The 18,462-nt window shown below is 39.2% G+C and carries 11 protein-coding genes; 1 reads left to right on the top strand and 10 read right to left on the bottom strand.

Features of this window, described 5'->3' with window-relative positions; genetic code table 11:
• Positions 1-297 precede the first annotated feature (297 nt).
• Positions 298-1,446 (bottom strand): acyl-CoA dehydrogenase family protein, encoded by a 1,149-nt coding sequence (locus RCG19_RS11915; protein WP_308107305.1) that lies wholly within the window; start codon positions 1,444-1,446, stop codon positions 298-300.
• 70 nt (positions 1,447-1,516) lie between these two features.
• Complete coding sequence (locus tag RCG19_RS11910; RefSeq protein ID WP_308107304.1) at positions 1,517-2,710, bottom strand: thiolase family protein; 1,194 nt, start codon at positions 2,708-2,710, stop codon at positions 1,517-1,519.
• A 232-nt stretch (positions 2,711-2,942) separates the two neighbouring features.
• Here RCG19_RS11910 and RCG19_RS11905 point away from each other — a divergent pair, with 232 nt between their 5' ends.
• A complete protein-coding gene (locus RCG19_RS11905; RefSeq protein ID WP_308107303.1) occupies positions 2,943-3,743 on the top strand; it encodes an IclR family transcriptional regulator in 801 nt (266 codons plus the stop codon).
• 540 nt (positions 3,744-4,283) lie between these two features.
• Here RCG19_RS11905 and RCG19_RS11900 read toward each other — a convergent pair.
• The 8 genes from RCG19_RS11900 to RCG19_RS11865 form a co-directional block, all read right to left on the bottom strand.
• A complete protein-coding gene (locus tag RCG19_RS11900) occupies positions 4,284-4,679 on the bottom strand; it encodes a VOC family protein (protein WP_166243516.1) in 396 nt (131 codons plus the stop codon).
• Positions 4,680-4,780: 101 nt separating this feature from the next.
• Positions 4,781-5,593: a sugar-phosphatase gene (gene yidA, locus RCG19_RS11895; protein WP_308107302.1), complete on the bottom strand. Its 813-nt coding sequence runs from the start codon at positions 5,591-5,593 to the stop codon at positions 4,781-4,783.
• 105 nt (positions 5,594-5,698) lie between these two features.
• Positions 5,699-6,889, bottom strand: a complete 1,191-nt coding sequence (locus RCG19_RS11890; protein ID WP_308107301.1) for a macrolide family glycosyltransferase — start codon at positions 6,887-6,889, stop codon at positions 5,699-5,701.
• A 72-nt stretch (positions 6,890-6,961) separates the two neighbouring features.
• Complete coding sequence (locus RCG19_RS11885; RefSeq protein ID WP_308107300.1) at positions 6,962-10,132, bottom strand: ATP-binding cassette domain-containing protein; 3,171 nt, start codon at positions 10,130-10,132, stop codon at positions 6,962-6,964.
• 149 nt (positions 10,133-10,281) lie between these two features.
• Positions 10,282-12,255: an oxidoreductase gene (locus RCG19_RS11880; protein ID WP_308107299.1), complete on the bottom strand. Its 1,974-nt coding sequence runs from the start codon at positions 12,253-12,255 to the stop codon at positions 10,282-10,284.
• Between the two features lie 241 nt (positions 12,256-12,496).
• Entirely contained in the window at positions 12,497-15,577 is a 3,081-nt protein-coding gene (locus RCG19_RS11875; protein ID WP_308107298.1) for an MMPL family transporter, read from the bottom strand.
• An 18-nt stretch (positions 15,578-15,595) separates the two neighbouring features.
• Positions 15,596-16,093: a MarR family winged helix-turn-helix transcriptional regulator gene (locus RCG19_RS11870; RefSeq protein WP_308107297.1), complete on the bottom strand. Its 498-nt coding sequence runs from the start codon at positions 16,091-16,093 to the stop codon at positions 15,596-15,598.
• A gap of 185 nt (positions 16,094-16,278) precedes the next feature.
• Positions 16,279-18,339, bottom strand: a complete 2,061-nt coding sequence (locus RCG19_RS11865) for a DUF4179 domain-containing protein (protein ID WP_308107296.1) — start codon at positions 18,337-18,339, stop codon at positions 16,279-16,281.
• Positions 18,340-18,462: the final 123 nt, after the last annotated feature.

The raw sequence follows: 18,462 nt of genomic DNA, 5'->3' as shown, positions 1-18,462 counted from the left end.
ATAAATAACCTGAAAACCTCCGCCTATATTAAATAACTGGTTATTCAATTATAATCCACATACTAAATCACAAAAAAATTCACACACCTTCCAAAAATAATTTCATACCTTGTGATTTACTAGGTGAATTGGGAAACAATAAGAAATTAAAATTCGCCATAATGCTGATATATCAATAAAAAGTGCACTGTGATTATATTGTGAATTCAAGTGCGTTTTCCTATGTGTTTTATAGTGTTTACACCTCTCAAGTAAACTCTTTACTATTTTCCTTAAGGAGCTTATTTCTTATAAAATCTAAAGATATTCCCGTTTTAGTTGCGCTGCAATGATATTTTTTTGAATCTCGGATGTTCCTTCATAAATCTTGGTTATTCTTGCATCACGGTAAAAACGTTCCACAGGGTATTCAGCAATATAACCCATTCCTCCGTGAATCTGTACGGCTTTATCGGCAACACGATTATAAACCTCGGAACCGAACAGTTTTACCATGGCCGCTTCCTTTATGACCTTCATCTCTTGGTCGACCATCCAGGCAACTCGGTAGGTCATACTTCTTAAGGCTTCTATATCAAGAGCCATGTCCGCCAAATAATGTTGAATAATTTGTTGTTCAAAGATCGGTTTATCAAACTGAATTCGTGTATTTGCATGATTAATAGACATCTCTAAAAGCTTATCACAAGAACCCAGGTTTCTTGCTGCAAGCCCGGCTCGACCATTGGCAAGAATTTTCAATGCGTTGACATACCCTTGTCCCTCTTGACCAAGTACATTTTCTATAGGAACTTCACAATCTTCAAAGAAAATTTCTGCGGAATGGGATCCGTGCAGACCCATTTTCTTTTCGTTTTTACCAATTATGAACCCAGGAAAGTCTTTCTCTACGATAAAAGAGGTAATTCCCTTTGCTCCCTTCGATGGATCTGTTACAGCCATAACCGTAAAGACACTCGCGATAGGCGCGTTTGTAATGTAATGCTTGCTCCCATTTAAGACATATTTATCTCCTTTTCTTACCGCGGTTGTTTTCAAATTCGATGCATGGGAGCCTGCACTAGGTTCTGTCAAAGCAAAGGCACCGATCATTTCCCCTCTGGCCATAGCGGGCAAATATTTTCGCCTTTGTTCCTCATTTCCCATCTCTACGATCCCAACAGAACCGATCCCTGTATGGCCACCGATGACGGTGGTATACCCATTATGTGTTCTGCCTAATTCCTCGTAGATCGCACACTTGCCAACCATTCCGATTCCCGTTCCGCCGTATTCTTCCGGGATGCTTAATCCAAACAAGCCTATTTCCTTAGACATGTTCATAATCTTCTCAGGAATTTCATCCTTTTCTTCAATTTCCATGGCAAGTGGTTCCACTTCACTATCAACAAAATCCCGAATGCTTTGTTTTAAAGATAGGATATCTTCCGATAAAAGAAAATCCATAATCTTCACTTCCTTTCTATATTTTATTTGCTTTACCCCGCATACGGAAAATTGCTTCCAAAAAAGCCCATTAAATTCGCATATTTTCCACAATCGTTGTAATCCCTTGCCCTCCTCCAATGCAAAGAGTAACTAACCCATACTTTTCTTCTCTTCGTTCCATTTCGTGCACTAATTTTGTCATTAGAATGGCACCTGTGGCTCCAAGAGGATGACCTAATGCAATGGCCCCGCCATTGACATTAACCCTTTCCAAATTCAAATTTAGTTCCTTTATTACAGCAAGCGCCTGCGCCGCAAAGGCTTCATTCAGTTCAATTAAACCCATATCATTTAAAGAGAGACCTGCCATGGATAACGCTTTCTTCGTAGACTGAACCGGACCAATCCCCATAATTTCAGGAGAAACCCCCGAAACAGCCTGAGCAATAATTTTTGCTTTTGGTTTAAGGCCATATTTGTGTGCAGCGACCTCCGACATCATTAAAACAGCAGAAGCCCCATCGTTGCGCCCACTGCTATTACCCGCAGTTACTGTACCATTTTCTTTAAACACCGGTTTCAAATTCGCCATCTTTTCCAGACTGGTTAATCTCGGGTGCTCATCGATTTCGAAAACTTTTACTTCTTTTCGTTGCTTAACTTCATAAGGAACAATTTCCTTTCGGAACCGCTCATTCTGGATTGCTTTTTGTGCAAGTTCCTGACTGCGAAAGGCAAATTCATCCTGTTCCCTTCTCGATATTTTATACTGTACGGCTAAATTTTCCGCTGTATATCCCATTGTGAGATTCCCATAGATTTCAATTGGCTGTGAGCGTGGTTGGCTTTCCGTATTAGGATCAACAATTTCTCCATTTCCTGAACCGTATCCATAGCGTGCTTTTCGAATATAATAGGGGGCTGTGCTCATCGATTCGGCCCCGCCGGCTATGATTACATCTGACATCCCACTCATAATTTGCAAGGCTGCATTATTAATGGCCTGAAGTGCTGAACCGCATTGTCTTTGAACGGTATAACCCGGGACCTCAACTGGCAGCCCGGCGCGCAAAAGAGCTACTCGGGCTAGATTAGGAGAATCCGCACTTTGTTTGGTCTGTCCCATAATGACCTCTTCAACTTCATTTTTGTTCATTCCTGTTCGTGCTACAAGTCCTTCGATGACTTTTGCAGCAAGGAAATCTACTTCAATATCCTTCAAGCTGCCTCCAATTCGCCCCACAGCAGTACGTACAGCATCAATAATGACAACATTTCTCACTTTCCATCCTCCTCATACACATGGCCATTTAGGAATGAGGCCTTCTTTTTATCATTTCATCCCACATAAGGAACGAGATTCCCCACTTGGAACAATAATACTATCCATCTCCTTTGTTAGTCAATTGAATTTTCGGAAAATTATCAATATTGACAAATAGTAGGGTGAAACTTATAATTTAACCCAACTTAAACCTGTAAGGTGTACAGGAATGATGAATAGGAGCTTGCTCATGCAAAAACAAAATGAAAAGGAAAAATCAGAGGTTCCTGCTCTAGAGGCTTCCATTAAAATTCTGGAATATTTAAGTCGTTATAAAAGTAAGGAACGTTCCCTGTCACAAATCGCTAAGAATTTATCTATCAATAAGAGTACCTGTCATAGAATTCTAAAATTATTCATTCATTATCGCTATGTTTCATACAATGAGGATTCTAAACAGTATAATCTTGGGCCATATCTTCTCGTCTTAGGCACTAGGGCTTCAGAGTTTATCGATTACCTTAGGCTTGCTAAACCATACCTCAAGTCCGTATGCGAACAAACAAGGCTAACAAGTGTTTTGCTTGAACCTTTATCCAATGATCGATTAATGTATGTTGCCAAGGAGGAACTTGATTCGCCGGATGACCCTGTTCAGGTGACAGTAAAAATAGGACAGCATTTCCCTGTAACCAGTGCCTCTTTTGGTAAGTGCTACTTAGCGTTTCTTGAGGCAGAACGAACGAGAGAAATGATTCAAAAGGTTAATTTTAAACAATTTACCGATAGTTCCATTACAGATTTTGAAATATTTCAGGAAAGTTTAAATGAGGTGAAACAAAAAGGGTATGCAGTAAGCTATGAAGAACATACACCGGGTATTGTTGGTGTTGCAGCACCTATCTTTGACCATAACGGCGAGATAAAAATGGTTATTGCCTGTATCGGCTTTGCTTCAAAAATTAGTGAAGAACAGATTTCATTCTGTGGGGAAATGCTCAAAGAAGCATCAAAAAGGATAATGGAAGTAATTGGAGGAAGGGAACCCTAATAATCTCTTCCTCCTTTTGATTGCATCTATTTTCCAACAAATTTCTCAACAGTTTTTATAAAAAAAGCTTATTATACCTTCGTGGTTAGCATGACTAATCAAACGATTGGTTAAATAAAAATAAACTAATCAAATGTTTGATTAAAACGTTGGCTAAGCTTACGAATGAGGGAATTCACCCATAAGGGAACTGAAAATGATGTCAAAAATTGGGGCTGGATTGTTCCTTTCATGCGAAAATCATGACGAATAGCAGCCCCTTATGGCCCATTCCTTACCTTTCGACAAGAACACCTATATTTTCCTTTCAATTAAACATTTGATTAAAAACAAGGAAAGTCCTTTTATCATTTGATTTTTCCCAGGAAATTTTAAAAAAAGAATGTCGAAATCCGCTCGACCTTTTCTTCATAAAACCAATAGATTTTTCCAACTGCAATGAAAGAACGTAAAAATAAAGAAAGGCGGATTGCCTTTCTTTATCTTATACACAACTATTCTACATCTTACTCATATGCTTTAGGTCATCTATCATGGATTCTATTTTGCATTCTCATCTGGTTGATGAATCCCAAAGATATTGCCTTCAGGATCAATAAAATATCCTTGCCACGCCATGCCAGGTAGAGCATATTTGGCCATTGCGACCTTTCCGCCATTCTCTATGATCTTTGCTTCCGTTACATCGTAATTTTCCACTCCCATGGTACAAGCAAATCCATTTAAAGGTTGGTTCGGTTCTGGCGGAGCACTTTGACGCTGCATCAAAGCACCATTGATCCCAAGTTCACTTTCATCGCCAGTCACTGCCCCGAAGTAAGGCATGCCAGCATACTCACTCCAATCTTGAAACGTCCATCCAAATACTTCTCCATAAAATTTCTTGGCTCTATCCATGTCATTCACATGAATTTCAAAATGTACTAATCTGCCCATGATTACCTCCTATATTTACATAGATTAACTATTGCCATAAATCATCTATCGTATTCTCTTTCGGCAGCGCAACAGGGAAACCTGCTCATCTGAGGCAAAATTTATTTGTTTAATATCAGTTTTTCGATGGCATATGCCACGCCGTTTTCATTATTAGAAAATGTTTGAAACTCTGCAACCTTTTTTACGCTTGGTACCGCATTGCCCATTGCTACACCACAGCCGGCATATTCCACCATACTTAAATCATTTTCGCCATCGCCGATGCAAATCACTTCTTCTCTTTTAATTGAAAGTTTTTCCGCTAGTTGTTTGACTGCATTCCCTTTACTGACGCTGGGATGAAGAATTTCTAAAAAGTACGGTGCACTTTTGACCCATGTAAATTGTTCCTTAAATGAATCCGGAATGTTCGAAATGATTTTGTTTAAGTGTTCCGGTTCGTCAATAAACATAACCTTTGGAATCAAAAAGTCTGCGGGTATTTCTTCTATCGTCCGATAATGAAGGGGAATTTGATTGATATGAGATTCATATACCGTGTACTGGTTAATGTCTTTATTCGGTGTGTAGACATTTTTTGAGTCAAAAAAGTGCATCGGTGAATGAAGCTTTAAACTCAATTCATATAACACTTTTAAATCTTGGTATGATAAGGAAATTTCAGAAATAACTTCATTCGTATGCGTATTTTGCACAAGTGCACCATTAAAGGTAATCACATATTCATCTTCATCTGTTAATTTCAATTCCTCAATGATAGGCTGGGCCCCGACGATTGGCCTCCCTGTGCAAACAACGACCTTCACCCCTTTTGCTTTTGCGGCTTGAATTGCCTCATTTACCTCCTTCGTAATTTCCTTCCGATCATTAAATAAAGTCCCATCAACATCAATTGCCACTAATTTGTACAAATCTTCACCCTCTATTCCTTCTATAAGCATGGTTGCTCTATCAAAAATTTTTGTGTTGTTCGAGCTAGTAATTACGTATTTTTGTGTTCACGTTTTGTTGAACAATTAGATTTCAAATCGGCCTTTAGCTTCGAAAATCTCATCAACAGCCTGCTGATATCCACTCGTTTTTTGCAAAGAATCCCTAATATTTGTAACCGTTTTATGGAAAGATGGCTGGTCTAACATATACTCTACTGCTTCACTCAGCTGTTTTGCCGTCAAGCTCTCCATTTGCAATTGAATACCTGCCCCGATACGGGCAACTTGCTCGGCAATGACCGGCTGGTCTGCGCTTTGCGGGATAACAATGAGTGGAACCCCGTAATAGAGACCTTCATGAACACTGTTCATACCACCATGTGTAATAAATAATTTTGTATGTTTCAGTACCTCAGTTTGCGCAACATAATGTTTCACAATGAAGTTTGTAGGGATTTCTCCTAAATCAGAAAGTCGCACTTTTTCTCCAATAGACATGATAACGGTTTGATCTGTGTTCCCAAGTGCTGCGAAACAAAGCTTATAAAAAGGAATGGCCTGGTTGAAAACCGTGCCGAGTGAAATATAAATTGGCCTTTTTCCTTTGATTGCTGGGAAATTGGAGTTTCCTTCCGTTAACCGTGGAGAGATGGACGGTCCAACAAATTTGTACGTACTGTCAAAATCTTCTCCGCCAGGTTGAAACTCTCTCGTTGTATAAACGATTGTAAGTGGTGCCGGATTACAATAGACTTCGTAAGGAGAATGGATTTCAATGCCATATTTCTCCTCCACCCTTGCCTTCAATCTTTGGTATTCAGCAAATGTTTCCGCAGGGATTTTTTTAGAAAGCGGTTCGAACATGGTATCGAATTGTGCTTTTGTCTGCGCAAAGGAAGTACACGAATTGATGGCCGGAAGCTGGAGGATTTGGGCTAGTAATCGGCCGCAGCCAAACATGGAATCGTGGATAATATAATCAAATTGTTCTCCTTTGATTTGATCCAGCACGCTAGGAATGACAATATCTGCCGTAAATAGAAGACCATTGATCCTTTCGAGTAAATTATTTCTCCCACCTAAGATAAAGGCTTTAATAAACTTTTGACCATCCAATGTTCGTACAATAGCTCCCGTCTTCTTAATTCGCTCTCGAAAGGCCTCTATTGTAAAGTACACTACCTCTTCGCCACGCGAAATAAGCTCTTCTACAACCCCAATAGTTGGATTGATATGCCCTTCTGAACCGGCATTAATAAATAACACACGTGACAATTTCACCACTCCTAAACCTTGGGGACAGTTCTGGTGGCCTTTTTGATCCAACAGAACTGTCCCCATGGCAATTTAGTTATTTTGCTCAAGGCATTGATAAACGGACATCATATCTCGTTTATTTAACTCACGAATTCGATTAAAAATAGGAATATTTGCGACTGCCTCAGTATATAAGGGTTCATCCACAACATCCTTTACTGTTCCAGTTAACCATGTTTTTACTTGTACGCCTTCGACCAGTTCTATAAGGCCCTCAGCATTGATGCCGGTTGCATAACAACTTACACATGGAATGGTTAATTTAAACACGCCATCATGCAAATTGTCTTCTGATATCACTTTCTTTCCTTTACAAAATGGACATGGCTGGCTTTTTTTTATTTTATTTATTTCGGTAACTAATTTTTTGTAGCCAAACGCTTCATAAACATAGGTTAGCTTTTTGTATTTTCCATTGGTGAAATACTGATCGATGATTGCTTCTCTTGTTTCATTGATTGCAGGAAAATCACAGATGGTCACTTGATTATGGCTGCTAATCGATTCAATCTTGTCTTTGAGTGTATCCCAGAATGGTAAGACATTTTGTAATACCATTTCATACCCCGTAAAGCTTGCTTGTTCTAGCTCAAACATCTTCAGTGCGACTTGTGTTTTTCTAGGCAGTAATGAGACATCTTCTGTCAAAATCATATCGCCGCCGACAATCGATTTCAGTTTGACGAGCGCAGGTAGGTCACCTACTATTTTCACTACTTGGTCAAGCGGCAGATTAATCAGTTCCCGAATATCTGTATCTCCAAATTTTAGCGGTTTATGGTGGTTTAAAACCGTCCCCTCACAAACCGGACAGGTGATTTTTTCTTTGGAAGCTTTCATTTTCTCTTTAATGATGGATTTTGACACGACAATATACATACCAAGGATGGTATTAAAACCTACCCATGTTCGACGTGCCTTTCCATCCTTATCATAAAATGACTTTTCAAAATACCCGTACCAAAATGTATGCTTCTCTTCTTCTGACATCTCATTATAGCTTTTTGTCAGGTCATGCCCGAGTTCATTCTTAATTTCTTCAAATAGAAATTCTAATTTTGCGTATTGATAAAATTTTAATACGTCCATTATTTCCGGATAGAATAGACCATCCCAGAAAGGCGTATTCTTATCTTGAATCACAAGATCTTTATCAAATATTTCAATTTTAAGGCGTCCTGAGCATGACGGACAATGATTGTCCTTCGAATAGAAATCAAAGCTTTTCGTATCTTTATTGGTTGGATGGGACGCAATAATATGGTTAATCAAGCCGCCCATTTCATATAGGAAACTATATTGACTATACAAATGCCTTTCAAAATCAATGGCAACGACTGGCGAAATTTTAGTAGAATCGTATTCACCGTAAATCAACCGAGCCATTGATGATAAGCTTTTTAAAATACCGCCCTTATAGATATTTTCTGCCTGTTTAAAATAGTCGATATGATTTTCTTTTAAATAAGTAATGCCATGTTGTGAATGGAGTGTAGACGAAATAGGCGTTTGGGCAGCCGTATCTTCCCTGTTATTAGTCTCAACATATTCTTGATGGCTAACAACATCAAGATGTGTGACAGGCTCATTCTTTCTTTTACCAAAATCAATGATAAAATCAGAACTCTCCAGCATATAGGCATTATGTTCAATCATCATGATAGAAACGGATTTATCCTGTAAAATCCCCCTGATACTATCGATGAATTGATTTAAAATATTTTGTGATAAACCTTTTGACGGCTCGTCAAAAATGAAAAGTGTATGAGGATTTCTAGAATTTGCAAATAGTTCTGAGACTAAATGCACGCATTGAAATTCACCCGTCGATAATGTTTGCGTCTTTCTATTTAACGTCAAATATCCTAATCCAAGTTTGATCAATAAGCTCAAACGTTTATGTGCGATATCTTCATTTGGAAGTTCCTCAATGATGTCTTCAATGGAACGATCGAAAATATCATCAATATCTTCACTATATTTTGTGAGCTTCTTTTTAATATCAAGAAAAGTCGCAACGGTTGACCGACTCGTAATCGACTGGTTTCGATCTTGACCCACCATTACCAGTTTATCTTTTTTGTACCGCTTCTGAAAATCTTCGGCAATACATTTGTTGACAAGAGTTGATTTACCGCATCCAGACTCTCCAGTAATCGTTACAAGTCTATTTTTGGGTATGTCTATTTCGGCCATTTGAATATTGCGGCAATATAAATCCTGAAAATGATAGAAATCTAGTGGTACTTCCTCATTTCGTTCTGAGTATATTGGCTGTGGCCGCGGTGATACATCCACGATTTTTCCGCCATATTTACCACTGCCAGGTCCAAAGAATATCTTTTTATCCGTTGTATCGAGCACTGTGTCAGAATGGTCAATCAGCCAAATTTGATTCTTGTAGCCTAATTGTTTAATTTGTTCTAAAATTTTCAGTAATGTATCGTGATCAATCCCGACTGATATTTCATCAATGATAATAACCGTATTTTCACTTACAGCCATGAATTCTGCGAGGTAAAGCCGCGTTAATTCTCCACCTGACAACGTACCCATAATCCTGTTTAATGTTAAGTAGCCTATATTCATATTGATAATATTTTTAAGTATATGCTGTTTTTCTTCACTAATCTGTAAATCCTCTGATAACGAGAGAATGGTTTCCATACTTAAGTTGTTAAGATCTGCTATGTTATGTGGTTTACCAAATAAATCATATGTATATTGCTGGACATTTTCGTTATAACGCCTTCCATTACACTTAGGGCATTCGACATTACTGTTAGTACCGCGCCCTTTACACTTAGGACACCAGCCTAATTCATTATTAAATGAAAAGACTTCCGGAGAAAGATTGTATTTATCAGCGAGTCGTTCGCGGATTTCTGTAAACACGCCGGTATGTGTACCAATAGTCGAACGTGGATTAGAGGATATGGATGATCTCCCCAGAAAAAGGACTAATGGCATCTCTTCCATATGAATAGCACTGAAATTGGTTTCCATAATATCAGGAAATAAATACTGATAGTCAGCCTTGGGTAACAAGGAAACAAGCCGCTTCTTGGATTCCTCCCCAATGGTTTGACAAAAAGTTGTTTTACCAGATCCAGACAAACCCGCAATGCCGAGCGATTGGTCTTCCGGCAAGCTAGCATCTAAACGATTAATATTGTTCGCAATTAATTGACTTATTTTCATTTTTATATCCACCCCATTCTCTAAATCTAGTATTGCCATATTAGCACAACTTCAAATAAATATGTTGTGTTCTTTTCGAAAAAAAACAAACAGCTCAGTCCCATACTGAGCCGTTTGATCATATATATTAGCTATAAGCATGTAATAAATTAGAAGGTCTCTACTACCTCCCTCTTCATTCTTGTAACCAATGATTCAAGATTAAATGCCGTTTCAAACCCACCTCTAGTGGCATCAGCGATGGAAATATAACCTGCTGAATCACCTATTACAAAGACATTGTCGAACTGTTTTTTAAATGATGCTTCTAACGGATTATAAGGCATTACCCCCATGGCAATGACAACCTGATCAACGTCTACTTCTGTCTGTCTTCCTGAATCTTTCTCTTCGAGAATAAGACCATTCGGAACAATTTTCTTTACTTTATGACCTGTCATGATCGTAACATCCAATAATTCTAATCGATTGAACAGCCGTTTGCGTGTTGCTGGACTTATTTTCTTTCCTGACTTAGTAGGTACTTCAATGAAAGTGATTTGGTTCCCTTCTTCTGCAAGTCTACGAGCGGTACTTTGACAAACCATTCCACTGCCTAAAACAGCAATATGTTGACGATTAAATTGTCTTTGCTCCATTTTTACCTCTTTATAATGACATACATTCGCTAGATCGTGTCCCTCGATTTGAGGAATAAATGGTTGACCTCCCGTTGCCAGGATAACAGCATATGGATGTAATGATTCCACCTCTTCAATAGTAGCCTCCGTATTTAGTCGGATATCCACTTTTAACCGTTCCATTTCATTGACGAAGTAATCAATGTACCAATTCATTTTCTTTCTATACACCGGCTCGGTTACTTGATTCAACTGTCCACCAAGTCTATGGTCCTTTTCAAACAAGGTTACCTCGTATCCTCTTAATGACAGCACCCTTGCAGCCTCCATTCCTCCTGGGCCGCCACCAACGATTACAACTCTACGTTTTTCCTCAATCCTCTTAAACTCATCAAACTCCAGTTCCCGTCCTGCTCTTACGTTGATTGAACACTCAATCTGTGCAGTTGAATAGGCACAGCGTAAACAGGAAATACACATCCTAATTTCTTTTTCTCTTCCCTCTGCTACCTTACGAACCCATTCCGGATCTGCAAGTAGGCCTCGTCCAATAGCAACAAAGTCTGCTTTTCCATCTACTAATATGGACTCAACAAATTGGGGTTCGCGAATGGCCCCAACCGAAATCACTGGGATATGCACCTCTTGTTTAATTGCTTCTGCTAGATAGACTCTCCACCCCTGCTCAAATAAGGGTGATTCGATTACTTTATCCATAGAATTATAGTTGCCTGCACTTGCATGCAGCCCGTCCACACCGATCTTTTCTAAATAACGGCTAATTTTTTTACTTTCCTCCACATCGATTCCATGTTCATCAAATTCATCTACACTTAATCGTACGGTGACAGGGAAATCTTCATCACATATTTGTTTGATCCCTTGGACGATCTCCTCTAAAAATCTCATTCTGTTTTCAAAGTTACCACCATATTCATCGGTCCGTAAATTGGTATAAGGGCTTAAGAATTGGTTAATCAAGTAGCCGTGTGCACCATGAAGTTCCACACCGTCCATTCCGGCAAGCTTACATCGATAGGCACCCATAATAAATTTTTGAATCAAGTCTTTTACTTCTATGGTAGTTAATTCTCTTGGTTCTTCCCCGATTGCATCACATGTCACTGGACTCGGAGCAACAATTTGTTTACCACCCGTCAACATGGAATTGGATTCTCTTCCTGCATGGTGCAGCTGTACAAAGATTTTGGCCCCATATTTATGTACGGCATTCGCCAAACGATGAAATCCCGGGACAAAGCGATCCTCATCTATTCTTAACTGGTTTACGGCACCCTTTCCTAATTCATAATCAATACTGGTAAACTCCGTAATGATTAACCCGGTTCCCCCTTTGGCCCTTTCTTCATAATAACGAATTTGGTGATCAGTGATCTCACCGGTAGGACCAGCCAAATTGGTACACATCCCCGGCATGACAATTCTGTTTTTCAACGTTACATTCCCTATTTTGCCGCTTCCTAATAAATGATGATAACTCATATGTGGACTCCTCCTTTTTAATTGTGAATAACTTCACATTCATCCATCCATTTCCAATTATAATCGATTGGATGAAGTTTTTTTGTAAAGATTATGACAATTAGGTGGAAAATGAAAAGCAAAAGTGCCCTGGTCTGCGGCGCATGAAATAAAAAAGCTAACTCCTCCATCCAAAAAAGGATGGGGAGTCAACTTTTTCACTGGATTCCACACACAGCCCTTTTATGGCAGAATTCCATGATTATACAACCCTTTTTTCTACCAGTTGATCATCTTCCTTTTTTCTAGAAAATAAATTTGCTAGAGCTTCCGGAAGAGCCATCAAGGCTGGTACAAAGATTGGAAGCAGTACAAAGCAAAGAATCACAAGACCCGTGATAACTGCGATGGCCAGTTCAGATAAAAGAACAATCCCGGCAGGCATAAGTGTGGCAAATGTGCCTCCAAGTATGACAACGGCTGCGATAATGACGCCGCCTATTTGCCTCGATGCCAACACTATGGCTTCTTTAGCCGGCATAGTTGGATATTCCTTAAACCGCATCATTAAGAATATACTATAGTCTACTCCCAGGGCGACAATAATGATAAAGGAGAAGAATGGCACGAACGAAGAAATACCCGCAAGCCCCTTTAAGTCTATGAAAATATAATTGATGATAAACATCGCCGCATAGTATGCCCCAACAAGGGATGCCGTGATGAACACAGGTGTCCAGAAAGATCGTATAACGAAGAACAATACAAGCAATACACCAATAATAACAATGGTTGTTGTTTTATTCAGATCTCTGGTTAATACATTATTCATATCGTTAGTAGTCGCACTTGGTCCAGATGTTCCGCTCTTAGCACCTGATAGTGTAGTGCCCTTCAGCCCATCAGAAACCGTTTTATTGATTTGTTCTATCGTCTTTAAAGCTTTCTCAGAATATGGATCATCCTTTAATACAACCAAGAATTTGGTGATTTTTCTATCATTGGACATGAACGTATCAAATGACTTTTCAAAGTCCTTGTTCGTTAATGCTTCCTTTGGTATAAAGAACGTTTTCGTATTCAACTGTGTGAGGTACCCATTCGTTTCCCCTATGCCATCAGAGATTTGTTTCAAGCCGTTGTTCACATCTGACAGCTTTTCTCCAAAGACACTGAATCCATTGAGACCATCGGCAAGCTGCTGCTGGCCCGATTTCATCTGGCTAAGTCCAGCCGTAACACTGTTCATATTCGTGACGATCGTGCCAATTCCCGAAGATGCTTGACCAAGTCCAGATTCAAGCTTATTCAACCCATCCGCCATTTGCGACAAACCGCTGCTCATGGCTGTTAGATTTCGATTGGCTGTTCCAAAACCAGCCGTGACGGCATTATAATTAGTATTTAGTGCTTGGATTCCTTCTGGTGTAATCTGACTTAATGATGCTGATAACTGTGCGACAGTTTGCTGTAACGCTACATAATTGGCATCACTTTGGGAATTAGAATAACTGCTGCCTAATGCTGTTACCATAGACTGCATTTGCACCAGTGCACTTTTCACCCCAAGAAGAGCCTGTGCTGCATCCTGGTAGTGGCTGCCCATCTCTACATATCCCGCCTGCATCTTCCCATAGTTTTCTGCGAGCATTGTGACACCACTGCTCATCTTGGAGAGATTCATTTCAATAGCAGCTATACCGTTAGAAATCGTTTGTGACTTGCTTGACCCATCATCTATTCCTGTTTGGATTTGCTTCAATCCATCGGTTAAGGCAGCCATACCATCTTGAAGCTTGGCCGTGCCATCCACCATTTGACCCACTTGGGAAAAGTCCGCAGATGTGAGGCCATCTTGTGCTTCTTTCAAACCATCATGAATCTGATCCACACCATCTTGTGTTTGAGATAAGCCATCCGTAACAGATCCCATTTGACTGTCAACGTAAAATTCATCAATTTGTTTCCCTTGAGGTTGTGTGACGGAAGAAACCTGCTTAATCCCCTTTATGCTCTTTAATCTCTCGGTTATGTCATCTATGACAGCAAGAAATTCGTTATTATTAAGTGCTTTGTTCGTTTCAATGACAACAGTTGCGGGCATTGCCTGACCTTTGCCAAAGTGCTCCGCTACTATATTGATCGCTTTTGAAGAAGGATATTTATTTCCAAGCTCTCCAATGGTGTCAAAGTTCAATTTTTCCTGATGCAAAAACACCATGGGTCCAATGATCAAAAGGATGATCACCGTGGAGATAATAGGATGCTTAACAGCAAAGGAGGATGTCTTTCCCCAGAACTTGTTTTCCTTATGACCACTAACACTTTTGGAAGGCCAGAAAAGTTTTCTGCCTAACACCTTCATGATAAACGGGGTCAAGGTCACGATTTCAAGCAAAAGAATGGTTACCCCGATCACCACCACAACACCAGATCGATAGATAGGAGATTCGGCAAAAATGAGTGCAAGGAACGCAATAAATACCGTCAGTATACTATAAGCAATGGTTTTACCTGCCGTTTTATAGGTGTTAACGATGGATTCATCGATCGTGTGGCCATGGGATAATTCTTCCTTAAAACGGTTAAAAAGAAGGATATTATAATCCGTTCCAATCCCAAAAAGAATCAGGATCAGGAGCATCTGAGTCAGACTGGTAATTGGAAATCCTGCTTTATCAATTAATTGAGCGGCAATCCCCATCGAACAAAGATAGGAAAAAGCGACAGCCACTAAGGAGATCAATGGTGTAACAACGGACCTAAAGGCAAGGATGAGGACAACTAAAATAAAAATAACGGTTAATGCCGCACTCTTTTCAACACCCGCTTGTGATGCCTTTAGATAATCATTATTGATAAAGTCTTCACCGCTAAGATAGTAGTCAACAGGTACTTTATTCAGCTTGCTTTCAAATTTCTTTTCGATGTCATCGATTTCTCGGCCTTTTTTATCAAGCTTATAGCTCACCATCAGTGTTGTACCATCTTTAGATACTAGTGAGCTTTTTGCTTCGGGGATACTAAAGGGATCCATGAGGTCTGCAATACCAAGTTCTTCGCTGCTATCGCTGATCGATTTTACAGCATCACCGATTTTCCCCATTGCATCATCTGAAATTTTATTTTTATCGTAAAAAACAATAAGGTTGTTTACACCCTTTGCTGTATCCATCTTTTTCAACATAGTATCAGCCATTACTGAAGGACTATCACTACTTGTTCCTTGTTGCCCTTTTTGCCGCAGTATGGCATTGATGTCTGGTTGAATGATTGTAAGCACGATTGTCGCCATTAGCCATATTAAAAATATCGCCCAGCGGCCTTTAATAATCTTTCTCACTTTGAATCCTCCGTTGTTTTATTTTGTTTTTTCAGGAAAGTACAAAACATCAAAGAATTCATGATTATCCATTCCTTCTTCTTCCATTTTTTCCTTTACAGCAGAAACTAATAATCTCATACCCTCCACAACCGCTTCCTGTTCCTTTGAGTTCAAGAGATTCAATGAAGCTAATAAAGATTTATTAGCGATTTCAGAAATATCCTCATTTATTCCTTCTTTTAATTTGTTTGAGAGAGAAATTTCCACTGAACGTTTATCCTTAGGGTTAGGAGTCTTTACTAGAAATCCTTTTATGGTAAGCCGTTCCACTATATCTGAAACCGTACTTTGAGTCATTTTGAGATTCTGAGAAAGATGTTTAATACTGATCTTTTTATGAGCAAATACTTCGCCAATAACCCTAGCTTGAGGAATCGTAACACCCCTTTCTTCGGAATGTTTCTGAAGACTTTTCATTATATAACTTTGCAATAAATCAATAGATTCACGAATAAAATTGGCTTTATCCACCATTCACTAACCACCTCATAAAAAAATAGCACACGATACATCCCATAAGATACATCGTGTACTATTTATCGTAGATTCATATACCCTTTTTGTCAATAAAAAGGTGTGACTGTCATATGGTTATGCTTTCTTATCTTTAAAAAAACACAGTCCTCTCCATTTGAGGGGTAACCTACCTTTTTTATATGTTATTCCAGTTGTATATTTACATCATCATCCGAATATTTCATTTCGCTATATCCAAAAATCTCCAACCTCTTAGGGATCACTCTCTCTCCATCGTTGTTACCGTCAAACTTTATGCTTTGAACGGTAACGAAATACCGGGGTTGGTCAATTTCTTCATATGGTACAGGAATATTATTCATATCATATTCCATCCCATTTTTGTCAACGATCACGCCTTCAGAGTTCATCTCGAAGAAACTAGCTTCATTTTCATCCTCACCCACAATCTGGAATTGGAGTGACTCATATGCTCGATTCTTTGTTTCATAATTGCTTATGACAACATTGGTCGGTAGTCCCACTTCCACCTTGTCGATAGAGATGATACTGCCTGCATATTCAAAGGTTTGAGGATATTCCTGAGTAGCATCCAGTTCGATAGTTTTTTGGTCTTCAACAGTTAAATGGATTGAGCCGGATTGAACGTTTACCTCTTTCGGCCTTTCTCCAAAAAGAGGATCAAATTGCGACTGAGACGTAATCCAATTCCCATCTTGAGGTGACCCTAGGAAAGAGCCGCCACTCAAATCAGACTTCACTTTCTTATTGTTCACTACTAGATTGTTAAAATGGAGATATTCTACCTGCTTTTCTGACTGGTCATTATGAATACTATATTGCAGAACCGTCGCTGTTGGGGCAACGGTTAGCTTATCAAATCGAACCGGGATTCCCTCCACTTCTGTTTCTCCCTTCAATCCATAATCGATAGAGGGCTGTTTTGTTACAGGGATGTCGAAGTTCCATTCCCCAAATCCATATTCCTTTTCCTCGAAAATCCTATAAGCATTCTGTTTAAAAGAATGAGGAATCAATTTCTGAAGCCTTGAAATTTTTAGTTTGATTGTCCCGTTGTCAATGGAGAGTGGCGGCAGACTAATCTTCCCATGATACACGTTCTTGTCTTTTTTATTTACATCCGATGTATGCTCAGGGGACCCGTACCTTGAATATGTTTCATGGTTCATGATTTTACGTTCATTCTCCACCTTAACCCCTTCATCAACATTTATCCTATATTGATTGTCTTCCTTAGTATCTTCTATTTCATAAAAAACAAGCGTCTGTATATCATCCGCAATCGCCCTCTTAATCTTAATTTTCACCCCATCGCTTTCCGCTTCCAGGTTAAGCCTTTCACCCAGGTCCTGTTCCAGAAAGGCGCGCAACTCTTGATTCTCTTCCGTCCATGTATAGTAGAGGTTGGTAAAAGACTTTGTAAAGACTTCTATACCTATTAATAGTGCCATAACACTTGCAAAAACAATCCCTATTCTTTTACGCTTCTTGTTCTTTCGTTGTCTGAGCTTTTCCTTTTCTGCCAGCTTAGCTTTGACATTCTCCATGAAATCAGGTGGCACGTGGAACTCTTCAATCCTTTCAGTAAGATTTAACACGACATCCTGGAATGTTGCCAAATCCCCCTGACAGTCCTGACAATGGTAAATATGTCTCTCTAAATCAATCTTTCTCAGCCGATCCAAGGTTCTTTCTACGTAATCAATATAAACTCTTTGATACTTCTTACAGCCATTAAAGGGTGTTCCATCCCCCCATTCTTTCCGAAGGGACTGGATTCCCGAAAATAAAAGATCCTTCAGTTCTTCCACAGAAACGTTGAGGAGCTGGGCTGCGTCCTCCCAAGAGATTCCTTTTACATATGTAAGTACGATCGCTTCTTTCTGATGCTCTTCCAATTGATCAAGTGCCTGAAATAAATCCTGACGCGACCCACTATCCTCCGGAGCCTGTAAACTTTCAGTAAGCTCCCGGCAAATAAGTATAAATAGGGATGTCACCCTCGTTTCAAATGCTTTTTCACCTTTAAATCGAGACAACTCTTTGTGGACTTTTATAATAGAGCGATAAAATAGCTCTTCCATTTGCTGCTGATTCCTAAGATAGGACCAACCAAGTGGATAGAATGATTGTTTATGCTGATCGAACCAATTGATAATAGATTCTAACCCCTTATCTCTATTAATCATGATTGAACTGGAATCTATTTTTGCTGGGATCATAAATGGTTTCCCCCCTTTTATCATTCTATTACTCTCTTTTTTTATCATTTAAACCTATTATAGCTCGATTAACATTTTCATCCAATTCTTTATTTATTTGGATCTATTATAACTGAATACTGA

Origin of the sequence: Neobacillus sp. OS1-2, assembly GCF_030915505.1 — a bacterium.
Taxonomy (GTDB): domain Bacteria; phylum Bacillota; class Bacilli; order Bacillales; family Cytobacillaceae; genus Neobacillus.
Note: the sequence above shows the minus strand (reverse complement) of the source record. Positions and strands in the feature narration are given on the sequence as shown.

Coding starts and splice junctions, on each gene's coding strand:
- RCG19_RS11905 (WP_308107303.1), top strand. CDS start 2,943: ATGCAAAAACAAAATGAAAAGGAAAAATCAGAGGTTCCTGCTCTAGAG.
- RCG19_RS11885 (WP_308107300.1), bottom strand. CDS start 10,132: ATGAAAATAAGTCAATTAATTGCGAACAATATTAATCGTTTAGATGCT.
- RCG19_RS11865 (WP_308107296.1), bottom strand. CDS start 18,339: ATGATCCCAGCAAAAATAGATTCCAGTTCAATCATGATTAATAGAGAT.
- RCG19_RS11900 (WP_166243516.1), bottom strand. CDS start 4,679: ATGGGCAGATTAGTACATTTTGAAATTCATGTGAATGACATGGATAGA.
- RCG19_RS11870 (WP_308107297.1), bottom strand. CDS start 16,093: ATGGTGGATAAAGCCAATTTTATTCGTGAATCTATTGATTTATTGCAA.
- RCG19_RS11880 (WP_308107299.1), bottom strand. CDS start 12,255: ATGAGTTATCATCATTTATTAGGAAGCGGCAAAATAGGGAATGTAACG.
- RCG19_RS11915 (WP_308107305.1), bottom strand. CDS start 1,446: ATGGATTTTCTTTTATCGGAAGATATCCTATCTTTAAAACAAAGCATT.